Source organism: Glutamicibacter mishrai (assembly GCF_012221945.1).
Classification (GTDB): Bacteria; Actinomycetota; Actinomycetes; order Actinomycetales; family Micrococcaceae; genus Glutamicibacter; species Glutamicibacter mishrai.
Map to the genome: position 1 here is coordinate 2,160,587 of NZ_CP032549.1, position 16,490 is coordinate 2,177,076.

At 60.3% G+C, this 16,490-nt stretch carries 14 protein-coding genes; 7 read left to right on the plus strand and 7 right to left on the minus strand.

All coding sequences use genetic code 11. The features are described 5' to 3' along the window. Positions 1–78: 78 nt before the first annotated feature. From D3791_RS10190 to D3791_RS10210, 5 genes are all read right to left on the minus strand, one after another. Complete coding sequence (locus D3791_RS10190; protein WP_172512104.1) at positions 79–3,363, minus strand: S8 family peptidase; 3,285 nt, start codon at positions 3,361–3,363, stop codon at positions 79–81. A 360-nt stretch (positions 3,364–3,723) separates the two neighbouring features. Next, positions 3,724–4,212, minus strand: coding sequence for an FBP domain-containing protein (locus D3791_RS10195; protein ID WP_022875480.1), 489 nt, complete (start codon positions 4,210–4,212; stop codon positions 3,724–3,726). A gap of 370 nt (positions 4,213–4,582) precedes the next feature. Next, complete coding sequence (thiD, locus tag D3791_RS10200) at positions 4,583–5,404, minus strand: bifunctional hydroxymethylpyrimidine kinase/phosphomethylpyrimidine kinase (protein WP_022875481.1); 822 nt, start codon at positions 5,402–5,404, stop codon at positions 4,583–4,585. 35 nt (positions 5,405–5,439) lie between these two features. After that, a complete protein-coding gene (locus tag D3791_RS10205; protein ID WP_022875482.1) occupies positions 5,440–6,054 on the minus strand; it encodes a hypothetical protein in 615 nt (204 codons plus the stop codon). A 125-nt stretch (positions 6,055–6,179) separates the two neighbouring features. Then, positions 6,180–6,887, minus strand: coding sequence for a TetR/AcrR family transcriptional regulator (locus D3791_RS10210; RefSeq protein ID WP_172512105.1), 708 nt, complete (start codon positions 6,885–6,887; stop codon positions 6,180–6,182). Between the two features lie 352 nt (positions 6,888–7,239). On the opposite strand from D3791_RS10210, the gene D3791_RS10215 reads away from it, so the two are divergent. The 4 genes from D3791_RS10215 to D3791_RS10230 all read left to right on the plus strand — a co-directional run bounded on the left by D3791_RS10215 (position 7,240) and on the right by D3791_RS10230 (position 10,768). After that, complete coding sequence (locus tag D3791_RS10215) at positions 7,240–7,950, plus strand: queuosine precursor transporter (RefSeq protein ID WP_022875484.1); 711 nt, start codon at positions 7,240–7,242, stop codon at positions 7,948–7,950. Positions 7,951–8,016: 66 nt separating this feature from the next. Beyond that, positions 8,017–8,712 (plus strand): ABC transporter ATP-binding protein, encoded by a 696-nt coding sequence (locus D3791_RS10220; protein WP_172512106.1) that lies wholly within the window; start codon positions 8,017–8,019, stop codon positions 8,710–8,712. Next, on the plus strand, positions 8,702–10,303 hold the full coding sequence (locus tag D3791_RS10225; RefSeq protein WP_172512107.1) for a DUF6297 family protein: 1,602 nt from the start codon (positions 8,702–8,704) through the stop codon (positions 10,301–10,303). Before D3791_RS10220 ends, D3791_RS10225 begins: the two co-directional genes overlap by 11 nt. A gap of 9 nt (positions 10,304–10,312) precedes the next feature. Further along, a complete protein-coding gene (locus tag D3791_RS10230) occupies positions 10,313–10,768 on the plus strand; it encodes a GNAT family N-acetyltransferase (protein WP_172512108.1) in 456 nt (151 codons plus the stop codon). Between the two features lie 70 nt (positions 10,769–10,838). Here the strand turns inward: D3791_RS10230 and tgt are convergent, their stop codons facing one another. After that, a complete protein-coding gene (gene tgt, locus D3791_RS10235; protein ID WP_172512109.1) occupies positions 10,839–12,137 on the minus strand; it encodes a tRNA guanosine(34) transglycosylase Tgt in 1,299 nt (432 codons plus the stop codon). Positions 12,138–12,270: 133 nt separating this feature from the next. Between tgt and D3791_RS10240 the strand changes: the two genes are divergently transcribed. Further along, positions 12,271–13,356 carry an FUSC family protein gene (locus tag D3791_RS10240; protein WP_231733567.1) on the plus strand — a complete coding sequence of 362 codons (1,086 nt, stop codon included), beginning with the start codon at positions 12,271–12,273 and terminating at the stop codon, positions 13,354–13,356. Between the two features lie 8 nt (positions 13,357–13,364). Here D3791_RS10240 and D3791_RS10245 read toward each other — a convergent pair whose 3' ends face one another. Then, entirely contained in the window at positions 13,365–13,904 is a 540-nt protein-coding gene (locus D3791_RS10245) for an NUDIX hydrolase family protein (RefSeq protein ID WP_022875490.1), read from the minus strand. A 207-nt stretch (positions 13,905–14,111) separates the two neighbouring features. Between D3791_RS10245 and D3791_RS10250 the strand changes: the two genes are divergently transcribed. Then, a complete protein-coding gene (locus D3791_RS10250; protein ID WP_172512110.1) occupies positions 14,112–15,560 on the plus strand; it encodes an MDR family MFS transporter in 1,449 nt (482 codons plus the stop codon). A gap of 140 nt (positions 15,561–15,700) precedes the next feature. Continuing rightward, positions 15,701–16,477 carry an SDR family NAD(P)-dependent oxidoreductase gene (locus D3791_RS10255; protein ID WP_022875492.1) on the plus strand — a complete coding sequence of 259 codons (777 nt, stop codon included), beginning with the start codon at positions 15,701–15,703 and terminating at the stop codon, positions 16,475–16,477. The last annotated feature ends 13 nt before the right edge of the window (positions 16,478–16,490 follow it).

Sequence of the window (16,490 nt, forward strand, 5' to 3'; positions counted from 1 at the left end):
ATCTGGCATTAAAAAGATCCGGGGCACATTCCTACTCGCTAGGAAGTGCCCCGGACCTGGTCTCAGGAAAGCTGGAAGCTAGTTGCTCTTCGGCTTTCCGGTGCTACCGGAAACGATATCCAGTACCTGTGCACGGTCCTCGCTGGCGTTGTGCAGGTGCAGCAGCAGCGCCTTGGAGGCCTTGGTGCTATCGGCAACGGTGACCGGAATCTTGTTGCCCTTCAGGTCGGTGAACAGCGAGCCTTCTGCGCCAAAATCAACTTGCGGGGTCACCGCGTTGAACTTGATCCAGTCGGTCTGATCCACTGGAACCATCGAACCGGCATCATCGGTGTTGTACCAGGAGTAGCCGAGGACACGGTAGGAGATCTCGTCCGAGTCATCATCCAGGCCCAGGGCCGAGAGCGACACGGGCAGGATCGCCGTATTGGTGTCGTAGCTGTTGGTATCAACATCGCCCAGCACGCCGTTCACTGGCTGCAGGTCAACCTGTTCGCCGGTGTTCAGATCGAAGGTCGCGGCCAGATCCAGATCCAGCTCATCCATCACGGTGGTGAAGGTGACGAAGTCAGCCTTGCCATCGTTATTCGTGTCGATCTCGACATCCAGTTCGGTGCCACCGGCAAGGTGGGCCCAGTTATCCCAGGTCGAGATGCCGATGTTCAGCTGGCCATCGGCCACACCGGTGCGCGGTGCGGTGCTCGAAGCGCCAACATGCTGCAGGTCCATGGAACCTGCTGCCGGGACCGAATCCAGCGAAGCATCGCGATCGCTGGAAGCACCGAGTTCAAAGGCGCCGAGCAGCGAAGTCACTTCGGTAGCGCCCTCTCCGGCGGTGATGTCCTTGCCCTTCAGATCCAGGGTCGTGGTGTTCGAGCCCTTCTTCAGCTTCTTGACCGAACCGGACATGTCGGCGGTCAGCTTCGGAGCGGCCTGGACCGGGATGCGCAGGGTAGGAGCGTCGCTGCTGGTCAGCTCAACGCGACCGGTAGCATCAGCAAGCCATGCACGAGACAGGCCGGACTGGGTGGTGGCCATCGTTGGATCGATGGTCTTGGCCCACTTCTGTGGATCAACAGCCAGGGTCACGGTCAGCTGGGCAGTCTTGCCAGCTTCCACGGTGACGCTGTTGCGGTCCAAGGTGTAGGTCGCGCCGGGGATCTGCGTGGAAGCAACGTAGTCGGCCTTGTAGGTCTGGGCCTTGTCGCTGGTATTTTCCACGGTGATCTTGCGCTGGGCGGTGTACGCCTTCTTGCCATCGAGTTCGATGACGCCGAAGACGACGCTGGTCAGATCCGGTGCTTCGGAATCATAAGCGAAAGCAGGGGTCTGGATTGCGGCATCGGCCATTACTCGGCCTGCACCCACGCGGTTTGGACCGTAGGCTTCGCCATTGGCTGCCTTGATGTCCGTGGCCGCGGTGTTCATGATGACGCTCTTGGCCTCGTAAGGGGTGTAGTCGCTGCCTTCAAGAACCAGGGCCGCGATGCCCGCCACCAGTGGGGTGGCCATCGAGGTGCCGGACATGACGGCGGTGCCGGTACCGGTGCCGACGCCTACCGAGCCGATCTGGGTGCCCGGTGCGGCAACGTCAGGCTTGACCACGCCGTTGGTGCCATGAACACCTCGCGAGGACGAGGAGTTCAGGGTGTCTCCGGCGCCGGATTCGCTGGAAGAACCGCCAACAAAATCAGGGGACAGGGTCACCTTCAGCGTGCCAGCCTCTGCAGCTGGGCGCAGTCGCTGCGACTCATCCAAGGTGAACTGGGCACCTGGGATGGTGGCGTTGCCCGCAATACCGGCGTCGAACAGGTTGGCTTCGGAATCCAGGAGCACACCGGTGGCACCGGCGGCTTCAGCGTTGTTGAAACGAGCGCCGGATCCACAAGGGAATTCGCCGTTCTCGCTCCACTTCAGCCAAACCCACTTGCCTTCCAGGGAACCTGCTTCGAATGCGTCGCAACCATATTCATTGCCGGTTGGGGCCATGACAACTTCACCGGAGAGCTTTGCCGGGGCGGCATTGGTGTAGTTGAAGTTTGCGGAGTACTGGCCTGAGGCCGTGCCTGCGACATCGCTAGGCTCGTCCACCTGGATCTTGTCTAGGGTGACATGGGAGCCTACCGAGTTGGCAACGGTCAGCGACGAGCGGGAATTGCCCGGCGAGCCGCCGACATCGGTGACATCGCCGGCGTTGCCGGACGCGACGACCGACAGGATGCCAGCCTTGGTCAGGGCATCCACGATGTCGTTTTCAGGGTCTTCGGTCGGTGAGTGATCCGAACCCAGGGACATGTTGACCACCTGGGCGCGGTCGGAGAAGTCACCGTCGCCATTGGGGTCCAGGACGTAATCCAGTGCCTGGCCCACCACGGAGGAGGAACCTTCGCAACCGAAGACGCGGATGCCGATCAGCTGTGCGCCCGGTGCCGAGCCTGGGCCGACCTTCATTTCGGACAGGGCCTTGGCATCCAGGTCGGCGTAGTTGCCAGTGAAGGTGGAGCCGTCGGCATTCACGCCGTAGCCAGCGGTGGTGCCTGCGACGTGGGAGCCGTGGCCGGCTGCCTCGCAGTCCAGCGGGTTGGGGTCCGGGTGCGGTATCGGCTGGTAGCTGTCATCTGCATCATTGGCGTTGTAGTCATCGCCAACCAGGTCCCAGCCGCCGATGAACTTGTTGCCATCACGCAGGCCGGAGTTAGCCGAAGGCAGTTCCTCAGAAGCTTGGGCTTCCTTGTAGGCTTCCAGGGTGCCGGGGCCGCCGAAGCTTGCGTGGGTGTAGTCCACGCCGGTGTCCAGGACCGCAACCTTGATGCCTTCGCCGGTCTTGTCCAATGACTTCCATGATTCCAGTGCGCCGGTGTCAACCACGGAACTGCGGTTGGATGGCTTCTTCGGAACGATGGAGCTGATTTTCGCTACGTCGCTGCGTTGTGCAAGTTTGCGAAGATCGTCGGCTTCGCCGGTCAGCGCCACGCCCTGCAGTGCATTGTGCGTGGTGTAGATAATCGTCGAGTTGGACTCGGCGGCGAGCTGCTTGCCCTTGGCCTTGACGTCCTTGCCCATCTTCTTGACCTTGGCGGCGTCCTTTTTCTTGCCGGACTTCTTGATGGTCTCGAACGCGCCGTCACCTTCAAGCTGTACGAACACCGACACCTTGCCGGAGGCCTTGGCTAGTGGTCCAGAAACTTTGAGGTTCGACAGCGCCTGAGAGCTGCTGATCGGCAGCGAGAAAGCTTGTTCGCCATCTGCTGGTTGGGGAATGCCTGCTGCACTTGCCGGGCCTGAAAGGGTGACTGCCATTGCGAGTGCAGTGGCGGACCCCAAAATCAGACGCGGCACTCGTTGCGTGCGCCGAGTGACCATGGTTCTCCTAGCTGGGCTGGGTAGCGGTACTGCTCCCGTCACGGGCGGGCGAAAATGGCAAAGCGGTGCGAGCTTTGATGATCGTCCGATGCTTTCGTCCGCTGGTACGGAAGCCTATAGCTAGGAATCCTAGGTGACGCACAGCATATATCAAGGGGTTGTTGAATAATATTCTGTAAACGGCACGCGGTCTGAATCAGGTCTTTCACAATAAAATCCGCGCACCACCGCGAAAAACCCGCCCAGTGCTAGCGGTTGAGCGCGCAGATTTTTTAGAAAAAATCGACGCTTTGTTACTCAGCAGTTGGCTAGCGCTGGACGGGTCCGGTGTTAACGGGCGCGGAATGCTCCGCAGCTCTTCTACAGTCGGTTCAGGAAGCTGTGCACGCGCTCATCGAGCAGCTCGATGCGTTCGGCGACGACAACCATTGGATCCGGGTAGATCGGATTCTTCGGAGGCGGGATGCGCACATTGCGTGAGCACTCGAAGTTCAGGCAGATCAATGTGCCCAGGGTGTCGCCATCTCGACCGGCCTGTCCTGCCCGGCGCGTGGTCCACATGCCGACTGCCACTGGAATGTTGACGTCTCGGCACATCTCGCACATGGTGGCGTTATTCGGCTTGCGCCCGCCATCGGTGGGGCGCAGCAGGATGCCTCGGGTGCGTCCTGCTTCATCGGTGTGGAACAGGTAGCCGCGCTGCTGCATCTTGGGGTCACGCCACCCCAGGTACTCCAGGGCGTCCCAGTCGAGGGTGGCGAAGTTTTCCGGCAGGGTCAGCTTCTTGGCCTCTTGGCGGCTGGCGTTGATGAAGGAAGAGCGAATGGTTTTTTCGGTAATGGGCTGCATGATAATCCTCAAGGAATTCGTGCGCGCTAAAAAGGGCGCACGAAAGTATTAGTCAAAAAAGGGAAGATGAGGTCTGCAACGAAACGAAAGAAATGGGTAGCGGAAGAAAGCCTGAAGGCGATGGCCTGAGGCGGAATTTACTTGCTAGCCCCGTTCGACGCGCAGACGAACGGGTGGAGCGTCAAAGTGGCTTGCATAGCCGACCGCCCTTTCCCGTGACTGATTCACGCGTCGATGATTGATTTACTGCAACTACCGTAGCAAGACCCATTGGAAGATGCCAATGAGCACGCTCACGCTTAAACATGATGCCGGTCGCATCCGCTGAGGATACGACCGGCATCATGATTCGCAAAAGGGAACGCGAGGTTTAGCGGCGTCCGCCCTGCCAGAGAGCATCAAACGGGGTGTTGCCCGAAACGCGGTTGCGGATGCCTTCGGTGACAAACGCCTTCGCGGTGCGCGCGGCTTCAAGGGCGGTTGCTCCCTTGGCCAGTTCTGCGGTGACCGCGGCGGCCAACGAGCAGCCGGCGCCGGAAACGGCAACTTCGCCGATCTTCTTCTCGCGCAGCACTTCCAAGGTGGTGCCATCGTAGAACACGTCGACAGCGTCTTCGCCAGCAATGCGGACGCCGCCCTTGGCGAGAACTGCCGCGCCGGAGATTTCGTGGATCTTCTTGGCGGCCTCGATCAAATCCTCTTCGGTGCTGATCTTCACTCCGGACAGCTGTTCGGCTTCGAAGTGGTTTGGCGTCACGAAGGTAGCCAATGGCAGCAGCTCTGCCTTCAATGCTTCATCCGTGTCCAGGGCATGGCCTGGTTCCTGGCCCTTGCAGATCAGTACCGGATCCAGCAGCACGTTCTCCCATTTCTGGGATTTCAGGGCGGTGGCCACGGTGTTGATGGTCGCAGGGGAACCCATCATGCCCAGCTTGACGGTGCCCAGCTTGTCTTCGTAGCAGGTCTGGATCGCTTCGAGCTGGTCGGCGATGACCTGCTGGTCCACTGGGACAAAACGGTGGTTCCAGGAATCCTTCGGGTCAAAAGAGACAATGCAGGTCAGCGCTACGATGCCGTAGGTTCCCAGTTCCTGGAAAGTCTTCAAATCTGCCTGGGCGCCTGCGCCACCGGTGGCTTCGGAGCCCGCGATGGTCAAAGTGATGGCTGGATCAACAGTGTTTGTATTAGTCATAGTCTCAATTAGAAGTAGTGCGGATTGGAAATGGATTAATTGTGCTGCCAGAAAGTCAGTTCGGTCGCCTTGGACCAGCCGACCGGTAGCTGCGAAGCGTGTTCTTCTGTGGCTACCAACAGTAGCCAAGGAAGGCCGTGGCTGAAAGCGGCGCCGGCGAAGTTGGCCAGCACGGCGCGGCGAGCTACATCCGGGTCATCGGGGGAGAACAGGTCTGGATCGCTGAGCAATCCGTAGGCCGAGCCGAAATGCATGCGGCCGCGGGCTACCGGACGGTCGAAGTCCGTCACCTCGACGACGTCGTAGTTTTCCATTGGCGCTTCAAAAAGCCCCGAGGTGTCGGCCAGTTTGACTACCTGCTCAACGTCCTCGGGCTTCCCAGCGAGCAGGTGCATGGTGGCGCTGTGCTGCCATCCCTGGCTCTGCAAGCTTGCCCGGGTGCTCTCATCGGAAGGGCCCAAGAAGATCAGCCGCTTGGCATCTGCAGGTGCGGTCCATGAAGCATCGGGCCAGTAGCGCAGGATTTCTACGTCGTCCCCGTCCTGGTTTACCGAACGAACTTCCTGCTGATTCGGGAAGGATGCAATGCGGTCGCGAAGTAATGCGTAGTCGCTGGTCCAACTTGGCAACGTTCGCGCAGTTGAGCTCATGGTGCTGCGTTCTCCTTTTGGTTCGCTAGGAATCACCTATCGGCAACACTGACTTTACGCCTAAAATCCGGGCAATACTCAACTGTGTTGCCACGTTGCACGGGGCGCGTCTGGGCGCCTGGGACCTAGGAAGCCTTGGGTCTTCTGCGGGCGGAGCGTACCGGAGGATTCACCTCGGTTTGATCGTTCTCTTGAGGATCCATAAGGGCCAGGATGTCTTCGAAGAGCGAACGGACCACCGGCAGGCGGCAAAGCACCGCGAACTTGGCCACTACCGGCGCCATGTTCTTCATGAGCGCGCGGGAGCGGCGTTGCTGCGCGGACTGGTCATAAGCCCAGGCGGAGAAAACATGCCGCGACACGAGCAGGAGGAACTTCGGCAGATCGCGGCGGATTCCCAGCGGGGGCAGCGGGCGGGCGCCGGCAACCGCTTGCTCCCACAAAGAGAGCTCGATCCTCGAAACTTCCTCATTGGCGTGTTCGTCGGAAAGCAGGACTTTCAAGAAGACCGGGCCGAACTCGTGATAGGGCGCCAGCGCGCGGACCCCGGCATCGAGTACCGCGCGGATATTGGATTCCAGGGTATTGCCCTCGTCGAACGCGCCTTGGCAGTACTCGTACTGCTCAACGCGGAGGTTCAGCAACAGCTGGGCGACGATGTCTTCCTTTGACTGGAAGTAGTAGTACGCATGCGAAAGGGATACCCCGGCGTTGGCGGCGATAACCCGCATGCTCGAGGCCCGGTAGCCGTCCTCTGCAAAGCAGTCCAAGGCGGTCGCCAGGAGCTTGGCTTGCGTCTGACGACCCTTTTCAGTGCGTGGTTGGATGCTCATCGGCCCTTCAAGAGAAATGTGGTGGCGTTCAGTCTAACATTTTTTGAACGCGTTCAAAAAACGAAATTATTCATACGGATGCGCGGGATGGTGATCACGGTCAGATTTGATTCCTCGAATTACTGTTTCGAAGAGTTGCAAGTGAGATGTGAATTTTCGAGATTATTGATTCCCAGAACTTGGTTGCACTCTAAAGCATTTCGGGATTAGCAGAGATCAACATGGGATACTTGCTAGGTAAGTGCTAATACAGCGGAACAGCACGCAGGCAAAACTCTCCCTTTTCTTCTTGGCGCGGGAGCATGCCTTCGACGCAAAGTTCTGGCGAACCACTTTGACAAGGACAACTAGCATGGGCGAAATCAACGCCGCCAATAATCTGACCAAAACCAAAAAAGCGGTTTTCGCTTCGGCCGGTTCACCCTACTTCTCCACGGTGCTCACCCTGATGGGTGCGATCGTGATCCTCTCGAATATCGGTGCCTCCAAAGGCGTCAGCTTCGGGCCGATCATCACCGATGGCGGATTCTTCCTCTTCCCGATGGCCTACATCCTCGGCGATGTCATTTCGGAAGTGTACGGGCTGAAAGCCGCCCGACGCTCGATCATCCTCACCTTCGCCTTGGCCTTCTTCGCGGTGATCTCCTTCTGGATCATGATCCACCTGCCATCCGCGGAATTCTACGATGGGCAAGAAGCGCTGGAACGGACCTTGGGGCCAATCTGGCAGATCGTTCTCGCCTCTGCCTGCGGATTCCTCGTAGGCCAATTCGCCAACTCATGGGTGCTGGTCAAGCTCAAGGAACGAACCGGCGAACGAGGGCTGGTTGGACGCCTCATCGGCTCCAGCGGCGTCGGGGAATTCCTGGACACCCTGATCTTCTGCGCCATTGCGGCGCCGGTCATCGGAATCAGCGATGCGCCGAACTTCATCAATTACGTCGTCGTTGGATTCGTCTACAAGACGGCGGTGGAAATCATTCTGGTGCCAGTGACCTCGCTGGTGATCCGGTGGTTCAAGAAACGCGAACCAGGGTACATCCAAGCCGCAAACGCAAGCTAAAACATCAGTGGGCATCATCCGGAAGGACGATGCCCACAGCTGTACCTGGCGGCTAACGTAGTCAGTATGCAGACAGGTCAGAGCGCTGAATATCAGTTGGAAGCCAGGGAACTGACCATCGGATATCCGCAGCGGACCATCTGCGGCCCACTGAATCTGCAGCTGTCCGCAGGAAACGGCACCGGAATTATCGGTGCCAACGGCAGCGGAAAGTCCACGCTCATCCGCACCATCCTCGGCCACTTGCCACCGGTGGGCGGCGAAGTCGAATTCCTGGGGCTGCCAGTGGATGAAGACTCGATAACCTTCCGAAGACAAGTAGCGGTCCAAATCACCGACGGGACCTTCTTCGAGGAACTCACTATCGCTGAACATCTCGAATTGGTGGCTCGCGGCCATGGGGTGGCCGCGTGGGAACAGAAGGTAGAAGAGGAACTCGACTTCTTCGAATTGACTGCTGTCGCAGAAGTGCTTCCCGGCGAACTGTCCTCAGGCCAGCGGCGCAAGGTGCTGCTGGCCGCAACCCTGATCAGGCCCGCGCAGCTGGTGCTGCTGGATGAACCCGAACAGCGCTTGGACCTTCGAATCAGGCAGAAACTTTATGATCGGCTGGCCCTATTGCGGCAGTCCGGAACTACCCTGCTGGTTGTCACCCATGATCCGCAACTGCTCCGCAAGAGCCTGGATAGTGCATTGCTCCTTGACGAAGACCAGGGCGTAATCCTCGACGCCGAAGCTGGAGCGCAGTGGCTTGAGCGATAGCGATGTATCGGCCCGAGCCTCCGACTTTGATCCGCAGCAGCTCATCCTCCGCGCCAAGCGCCGGCGGAACTTTTCGGAACGCTTTGACAGCTTCTCGGACGCCTACGTATGGGTGCTGGCCGCGATTGTGGCCCTGGCCTACCTGTTCAGCGCGATCTTCGGCCTGATCTTTGCGCTGCTCGGACAGGGCATAGCCCACCGGCAGATGCCGACGGCAGTATGGACCCTCCAAGAGCTATCGCCAGTGCTGTTGGCGCTTGGCGCCATCTACTTGTTGCGGCTGCTGTTGAATCTAGGGCCGGTAGCGGTCAACGCAGCCCAAGCCGACTGGTGGTTGCCACTGCCGCTTAGCTCAGCAGCCCTTCGTGGCAGCGCCTTGCGCAACGCGCTTCTGACCGGGATATGCGCAAGCGCCTTCATCGGGGTCCTTTGGCTGATTGTGCTGTATGGGCTTGCCGGTGCCTTCGATCCGCTCTTGGCAGGTTGTGCGTTGGTGTGTTTCGCCCTTGCCGGCATCGTCTTAGCCAGTGCGGGAGTAGTGATTCAAAGTTTTGGGCAGCAGCGTCGTGCGCAACGTTGGATCGGGCGAGGCATTGCGGCCATTGTTGCCGTGCTCGTGGTCTTCTGGGCTTTGCTGACCGCCAAGAACCAATGGGCGCACAACGCGGTGGAAACCATGGCTGGTTCCGTGCTGGAGTTGCCCGCCTGGATCTGCGCTGCTGCGATACTGCTGGCACTGGGTGTTGTGAGCGTCTGGTGGGCAGTGCAGCGCAACCGGCATATTGGCTCTAGGTCCCTGCGGTCATCTGGCGAATCCCAACAGCGGGTTCTAGGTGCCTTGATGCAGGCGGACGGGCGGGCTGGCACCGCTCCCTCGACTGCTGCCATAGGCAGACGGCGTCGTTGGGGCCGCAGGATCACCGCGAACTTGCCAGTCGCGTGGCGGATCTTGGTGCTACGTTGGATTCGGGGAGGATATTGGCAGGCTGCTGGCGGCTACCTGTTGCTGGTGATGGCCTTGGCAGCCACCGTCGAACAAGTCGCGAACCCGCTGAGCGCGGTGGTCTTCTATTTGGGCCTCGGCGTGCTGCTGACCATCAATGTTTCGCGAGTCATCGCACCGCTGTTGACACAACGGCAGCTGACACAACATCTGGGACAGCCAGCTGCGAAATTGAAGCGCAGCGCGGCACTATTCGCCGTGATCTACAGCGCCGTGGCGTTGGGCCTATTGACCGGGGGACTAGGGCTGCTGGGCGTTGCGCACCTCGGCGGCTTCTGGTGGTGGAGCGCCGCAGTCGTCGTCGGGTCCCTCGGCGTTGCGGCTGCCAGCCTCGGACATGCCCAGCGGAAGGAACGCGACTGGGAGAGCCTGCTGGGCGCAGCCACCAGTGATACGACAATAGCCCTGGTCCTCTTCAGCGAACTCGCCACGCTGGTTCGCGCGGTTGCGAGCCTGGCCCCATTGTTCGCTTTGGTGCTGAGCCCGCAAACGGGTATCGCCTGGCCGCTGTGGATGATTTCCTTGCTATTCGCCCTTCCGGTTCTACGATTGCTAGTCGGAGAGTTTCCGAGAAGCATGCGCAGATAGGACGAGATGATGAGCGTGGAAATTGCAGTTCAAACACCCGGAGATCTTGATACCGAGCGGCTGTATGCCCTGCTGAAACTGCGCACCCACATTTTCATTGTTGAGCAGCGTTCCTCCTACCCAGACCTGGACGGCCTGGATCTTGCCGAAGGCACGGTGCACCTGAGCGCGTGGGAGGATGGCGAAATCCTGTGCACGGTACGCATTCTCGATGTCAATGGCGAAGAACCGCATATCGGACGCGTGGCCACTAAGATCGAAGCCCGCGGCCGCGGGCTCGCCGGGCAGCTGATGGAACGCGCGGTGGCCCTGTGCCGTCCCGACGCCCAGATCCACCTCGGCGCGCAAACCCAGCTGGAAAGCTGGTACGGGAAGTTCGGGTTCGAACGGTGCGGCGAAGACTTCGACGATGACGGGATCATGCATCTGCCCATGATCAGAAAAGCCGTCGCAGCTTCGGCCTGATCACGAAGAAGAGGCATCATTTTCCCGCCTACGGCGGGAAAATGATGCCTCTTGCAGTTCGCCTGGCCGGTTACTTCGTGGCCGGCTGGCCCTGCGGATCTGGCTTGCCGGCGTAGTAGCTGGCCAGGACCTGATCCTTGAGCTCGAAGAAGGTGCCGTCTTCCAGCGCCTGGCGGGCGGACTCAACCAGGCCCACGGTGAAGTGCTCGTTGTGGATGGAAATCAGCGTGTGGCTGAGCAGTTCCTTGCCCTTGTACAAGTGGTGAATGTACGCGCGGGTGAAGTTCTGGCAGGTGTAGCACTCGCAACCGTCCACCAGCGCAGTGAAGTCGCGCTTGTAGCGGGCACCTGACAAGTTGAAGCGGCCCCACGGGGTGTAGAATGCGGAATTGCGGGCCACACGGGTAGGGGAGACGCAGTCAAAGGTGTCAGCACCATTTTCAATGGCGGTGAAGATGTCATCAGGCTCGGAAATTCCCAACAGGTGGCGGGGCTTGTTTTCCGGGAGCTCTTCGGCGCACCAGCCAACGATAGTTCCCAGATTTTCCTTCTCCAAGGCGCCGCCGATGCCGAAGCCGTCGAAGGCCATGGATCCCAGATCCTGGCAGGCCTTGCGTCGAAGGTCCTCGTACTGCGCTCCCTGGATGACGCCGAAGAGCGCCTGGTAATCCTTGCCCTCGCGGGAATCGGTCAGCGAGAAGTGCTCGGCAATGCAGCGCTCGGCCCAACGGCGGGTGCGTTCCAGGGACTCGACCTGGTAGCCGCGCGAATTCTGCAAGGTGGTCAGCTCATCAAAGGCGAACATGATGTCGGCGCCGATCTGATGCTGGACGCCCATGGAGATCTCCGGGGAGAAGCGGTGCTTGGTGCCATCAAGATGCGACTTGAACCAGACGCCGTCCTCGTCGACATTGGCCAAGCGTTCCTTGCCGGGGGCCACCGCGTCATCCGGACCTGACTGGTCGACGGACTTCATATCGATGACCTTCTTGAAGCCAGAGCCCAGGGACATCACCTGGAATCCGCCGGAGTCGGTGAAGGTCGGCCCGTGCCAGCCCATGAACTTGCCCAGGCCGCCAGCCTCATCGAGGATGTCGGCGCCTGGCTGCAGGTACAAATGGTAGGCATTGGACAGCACTGCCTGGGCTCCAAGTTCTTCAACCTGGGCCGGGGTTACCGCCTTGACCGTCGCCTTGGTACCCACAGCGATAAAAGCTGGAGTCTTGATTTCGCCGTGCGGCGTACGGATGACACCGGTACGGCCCAACATCGGCGAGCCATCGGGTGCAGTGAGCCGGGTTCCGACTTCAAAGCCGAATTCTTCCTGGCGGGCATGCGGGGCGCTGGGGTCAAAGTTCTTTTCGGGCACGTACCAAGTCTGCCGTATTAACGCGCCGGTGAGGAAAACGACAATGCCAATCTGCCCACAAACCTAGCCCCTCACAAGGCGATGAGCGAATAATGGGAGGTACGTGTTGTGTCCAACGCGACGGAAGGAAATTGTGGGCCTGGAGAAACTGAAGGAATCAACAAAAGCGCTGATTACGCTAGGGCCGGCCCGCAAGGACCACTGGATCGGGTTGCGCACCGGTATCGGCGTCTTCGCACCGCTGATCACCCTTTTTGCCATTGACCGACTGGACCTCGTGGTTTTCGCCGTCTTCGGAGCCTTCACCGGGGTCTACGGCCGAGTCGACGGCTACTGGAACCGGCTGCGGATGCAGGTCCGCTCGGGCCTCTTATTATTTGTTGTCATCGCGGTGGCACTGTCGGCATCGTACTGGTGGGTTGATCATAACAACCCTGAAGTGATGCAGTGGCAGATTGTCGGCGCGACAACCCTGGTCGCAGGCATCTGCTCGGTGCTGGTCGGCTTCATGCGGCTGCGTCCGGGCGGATCCTTGTTCCACATCTTCGCTTTTGCTGCCATTGCCTCCATCCCGCACCCGGCAGCCATGGGCGAAGCCCTGCTGGTCGCGGCATTGACTATCCTGTTGGCCGTGGTGATCGGCTCGGCAGGAGCCTTGGGCCAGTGGGCCAACCTCTGGGAACGCACCCCGCTACCGCCGCTGTCCGATAACGTGCGCAAGGCGATCTGGTGGGAAGGCCTGTTCTACATTCTCTCCGCCGGGGTAGCCGGAATCCTGGCCAATACCGTGGGCAGCCAATTATCGGCCGGCCACAACTATTGGGCCATGGTGGCCGCGGTCGTGCCGCTGGTCGGCCACACCACCAGATTGCGCATCCGCCGCGGCGTGCACCGTGTGCTCGGGACCTTGGTGGGCATGATCTTGATGGCGCTGCTGATTTGGCTCAACCCCCAGATCTGGGTCTTGATGGCCTTCATCGCCGTCTGCCAGTTCATGGCGGAGATGTTCGTGATGCGCAACTACTTCTTGGCGCAGATCTTCGTTACGCCCATGGCCCTGGTGGGAGTCTCCTTGGTGACCGGCCTCAGCGGGGCGGTCATTTACGACCGCGTGGTCGAAACCCTGATCGGCTGTGCCGTGGGCATGCTCGGCGTGCTCTTGGGAAGTTGGTTCGGCATGGTCCTCAAACGCAAGCAGGGCCTCGATCCCAAGAGCTGAAGCCGAAGCTAGATATTCACCCCGACATGGGCTAATGCCTGACGGAGAATATTTTCACGGCCTCCGGCAAATTCGCCTTGGATGTCCGACCTCAAGGCCTCGGCAGGCGAGAGCCAGGTCAGTTCCAGCGCATCCTGGCGCGGGGTGGACTCTCCGCGGACCGGAACGATGTAGCACATGGACACAGCGTGCTGGCGATCGTCGGTCAGTCCTGTTTCACTCGGGGCGGGGAAGTATTCGGCCACGGTGAAAGGCACCGGAGACGCCGGGAGCTGCGGCAGCACCATGGTGCCCAGGTCCTTTTCGATGTGCCGGATCAAGGCGGCGCGAATGGTCTCGCGGTACATGACGCGACCTGAAACGAAGGTCCGCAGCATGCGGCCGTCGTCGTCACCGGTGAGCAGAAGGCCCACTTCGTTCACGTAGCCCAGCGGGTCAAGGCGAACCGGGATGGCCTCGACGTAGAGCATCGGCAGGCGCTGACGCGCCTCGTAGAGGTCTTCTTCAGAGAGCCATCCGGGATAGGGATCAGGCGTGCGCACGTTCATGCTTCTATCTTCGTACACAAACCCCGTTCAAGCCATGAAGCTGTATCTGTGTTGCGGAACTCACCAACTGGGTCCCGGCGCACTCTAGTGCCGGTGGAGTTCACCGGATAAAATTGATTGAGCTATCCCAATCTCTTGTCTGCGCGCTCGTTGCAGGCTTTGGAAAGCGCATCCCATTTCGATTACTCGTGGAAGCAGAATCCTGCCGTGACGAACGCTCCAGAACGACTGAGCAAAAAGAACTTCACCACGATTGCGGTGCTGATCGTATCCAGCTTCGTGGTTATCTTGAACGAGACCATCATGAACGTGGCCTTGCCTGTTCTGATGCACGAATTTAACGTCACCCCAGATGCCATCCAATGGCTCTCGACCATCTTCATGCTCACCATGGCAGTAGTGATTCCGATGACCGGATTCCTGCTGCAGCGGTTGAGCGTGCGCAATGTCTTCGTGCTGGCCATCGGCCTGTTCACGCTGGGCACCATCCTGGCCGCGGCTGCCCCGGGACTCACCGTCCTGCTGGTAGCCCGCGTCATCCAGGCCTGCGGTACCGCCATCATGATGCCGTTGCTGATGACCACCATCTTGCACCTGGTTCCGGCCGAACGCCGCGGCGTGCTGATGGGCAACGTCTCCATCGTGATCTCGGTGGCCCCTGCCATCGGCCCGACCCTGTCGGGACTGATCTTGCAGTACCTGTCCTGGCGCTTCATGTTCATCGTGATCATCCCGATCGCGATCGCCGCATTGATCATCGGCACCCCGCGCCTGTCCAACGAGGTTGACGGCGCGTCCACTCCGCTGTCGGCGACCTCGGTCATCCTGGCCATCCCGGCCTTCGGCGGATTGGTCTTCGGCCTGAGCCGGCTGTCCGTAGGCGTTACCCCAACCAACATCGCCATCCTCGTGGTGGCGCTGCTGTGCCTGGCTGCCTTCGTCTTCCTGCAGCTGCGTTTGCAGAAGGAAGACAAGGCCCTGCTGGACTTGCGTCCACTGGGCTTCAAGGACTTCACGCTCTCGCTGCTGCTGATGATGTTCGCGATGATTTCCCTGTTCGGCGTGATCATCCTGCTGCCGATGTTCTTCACCAACGTGCTGGGCATCGAGACCCTGACCACCGGCTTGATCATGCTTCCCGGCGGCCTGCTCATGGGTATTCTGGCTCCGATGGTCGGCAAGCTGTACGACCGCTTGGGCGCTCGCCCATTGATCGTCCCCGGCGCCATCATCCTGCTGGCCTCCCTGTTGGGCTACGCGCTGATCCTGGACGATAGCACCCCGATCTGGTTGCTGGTGGTACTGCACCTGGTGATGAGCCTGGGCCTGGCCCTGATCTTCACCCCGGCGTTCACCACGGCGCTGAACCCGCTGCCGCACCACCTGCACTCGCACGGTTCGGCATTGCTCTCCACCTTGCAGCAGCTGGCTGGTGCCATGGGCACCGCGCTGCTGGTGGGCGTGGTCGCGGCGACCACCACGGCAAAACTGGCTTCGGGCAGCGACCAGCTGACCGCCACCGTTGAAGGATTCCAGCCTGGCTTCCTGATCGGTGCCGGCTGCAGCGTTGGCATCATCGTCATCGGCTTCCTGCTGGGCGGCAAGAAGGATCTGGTGAGCCTCGGCGCTGAGCCTGCCGCGGCTGAAAAGCACTAACCGATCACTGATTCAAAGATTGCCGGATGTTCTTGATGAGCATCCGGCAATTTTTGTCTCTGGACCCGGCCGGCTCCTGTCCCGGTGGGTGGCTCGGCAGTAGGCTGGCTGATAAGTGTACTGACTACGAAGGGGTAAGCATGCAGTTGCAGGATTCGGTCGCGCTGGTCACCGGAGGGCTTTCAGGCCTGGGGCGGGCCACCGCCCAGAAGCTTTCGGCCACGGCCAAACATGTTCTCGTGGTGGATCTGCCGCGCGAAGACGGGGATGAAATCGCCGCGCAGATCGGCTCGAATGTCCGTTATGCCCCGGCCGATGTCACCGATCCGCAACAGGTAGCCACCGCGATCGAGCGCTGCAAAGAACTCGGCGTGCTGCGCGTTGTGGTGAACTGCGCCGGCGTGGCCACACCTGGCAAGGTGCTGGGCCGCGAGGGCGTCTTGCCGCTGGAACGATTCTCCAAGGTGCTGGACATCAATGTGAACGGCACATTCAACGTGCTGCGCCTTGCCGCTGAATCCATGGTTCACAGCGAAGCGCTCACCGACGCCAACGGGACAACCGAACGCGGAGTCATCGTGAATACAGCCTCGGTCGCGGCCTTCGACGGCCAGATCGGACAGCCGGCCTATGCCGCGTCCAAGGGAGCCGTGGCGGCCATGACCCTGCCGGTGGCACGCGAGCTGGCCAGCCATCAGATCAGGGTCATGACCATTGCGCCAGGTATTTTCCACACGCCCATGATGGATTCCCTGCCGCAGGCAGCCCAGGATTCATTAGGCGCGCAGGTGCCGCACCCATCGCGTCTGGGACGTCCGGACGAGTATGCGGCCCTGGTGGAACACATTGTTGCCAACCCGATGCTCAACGGCGAAACCATCCGTCTTGACGGGGCAATCCGCATGGCACCGCGCTAAAGCTGATGCCAGC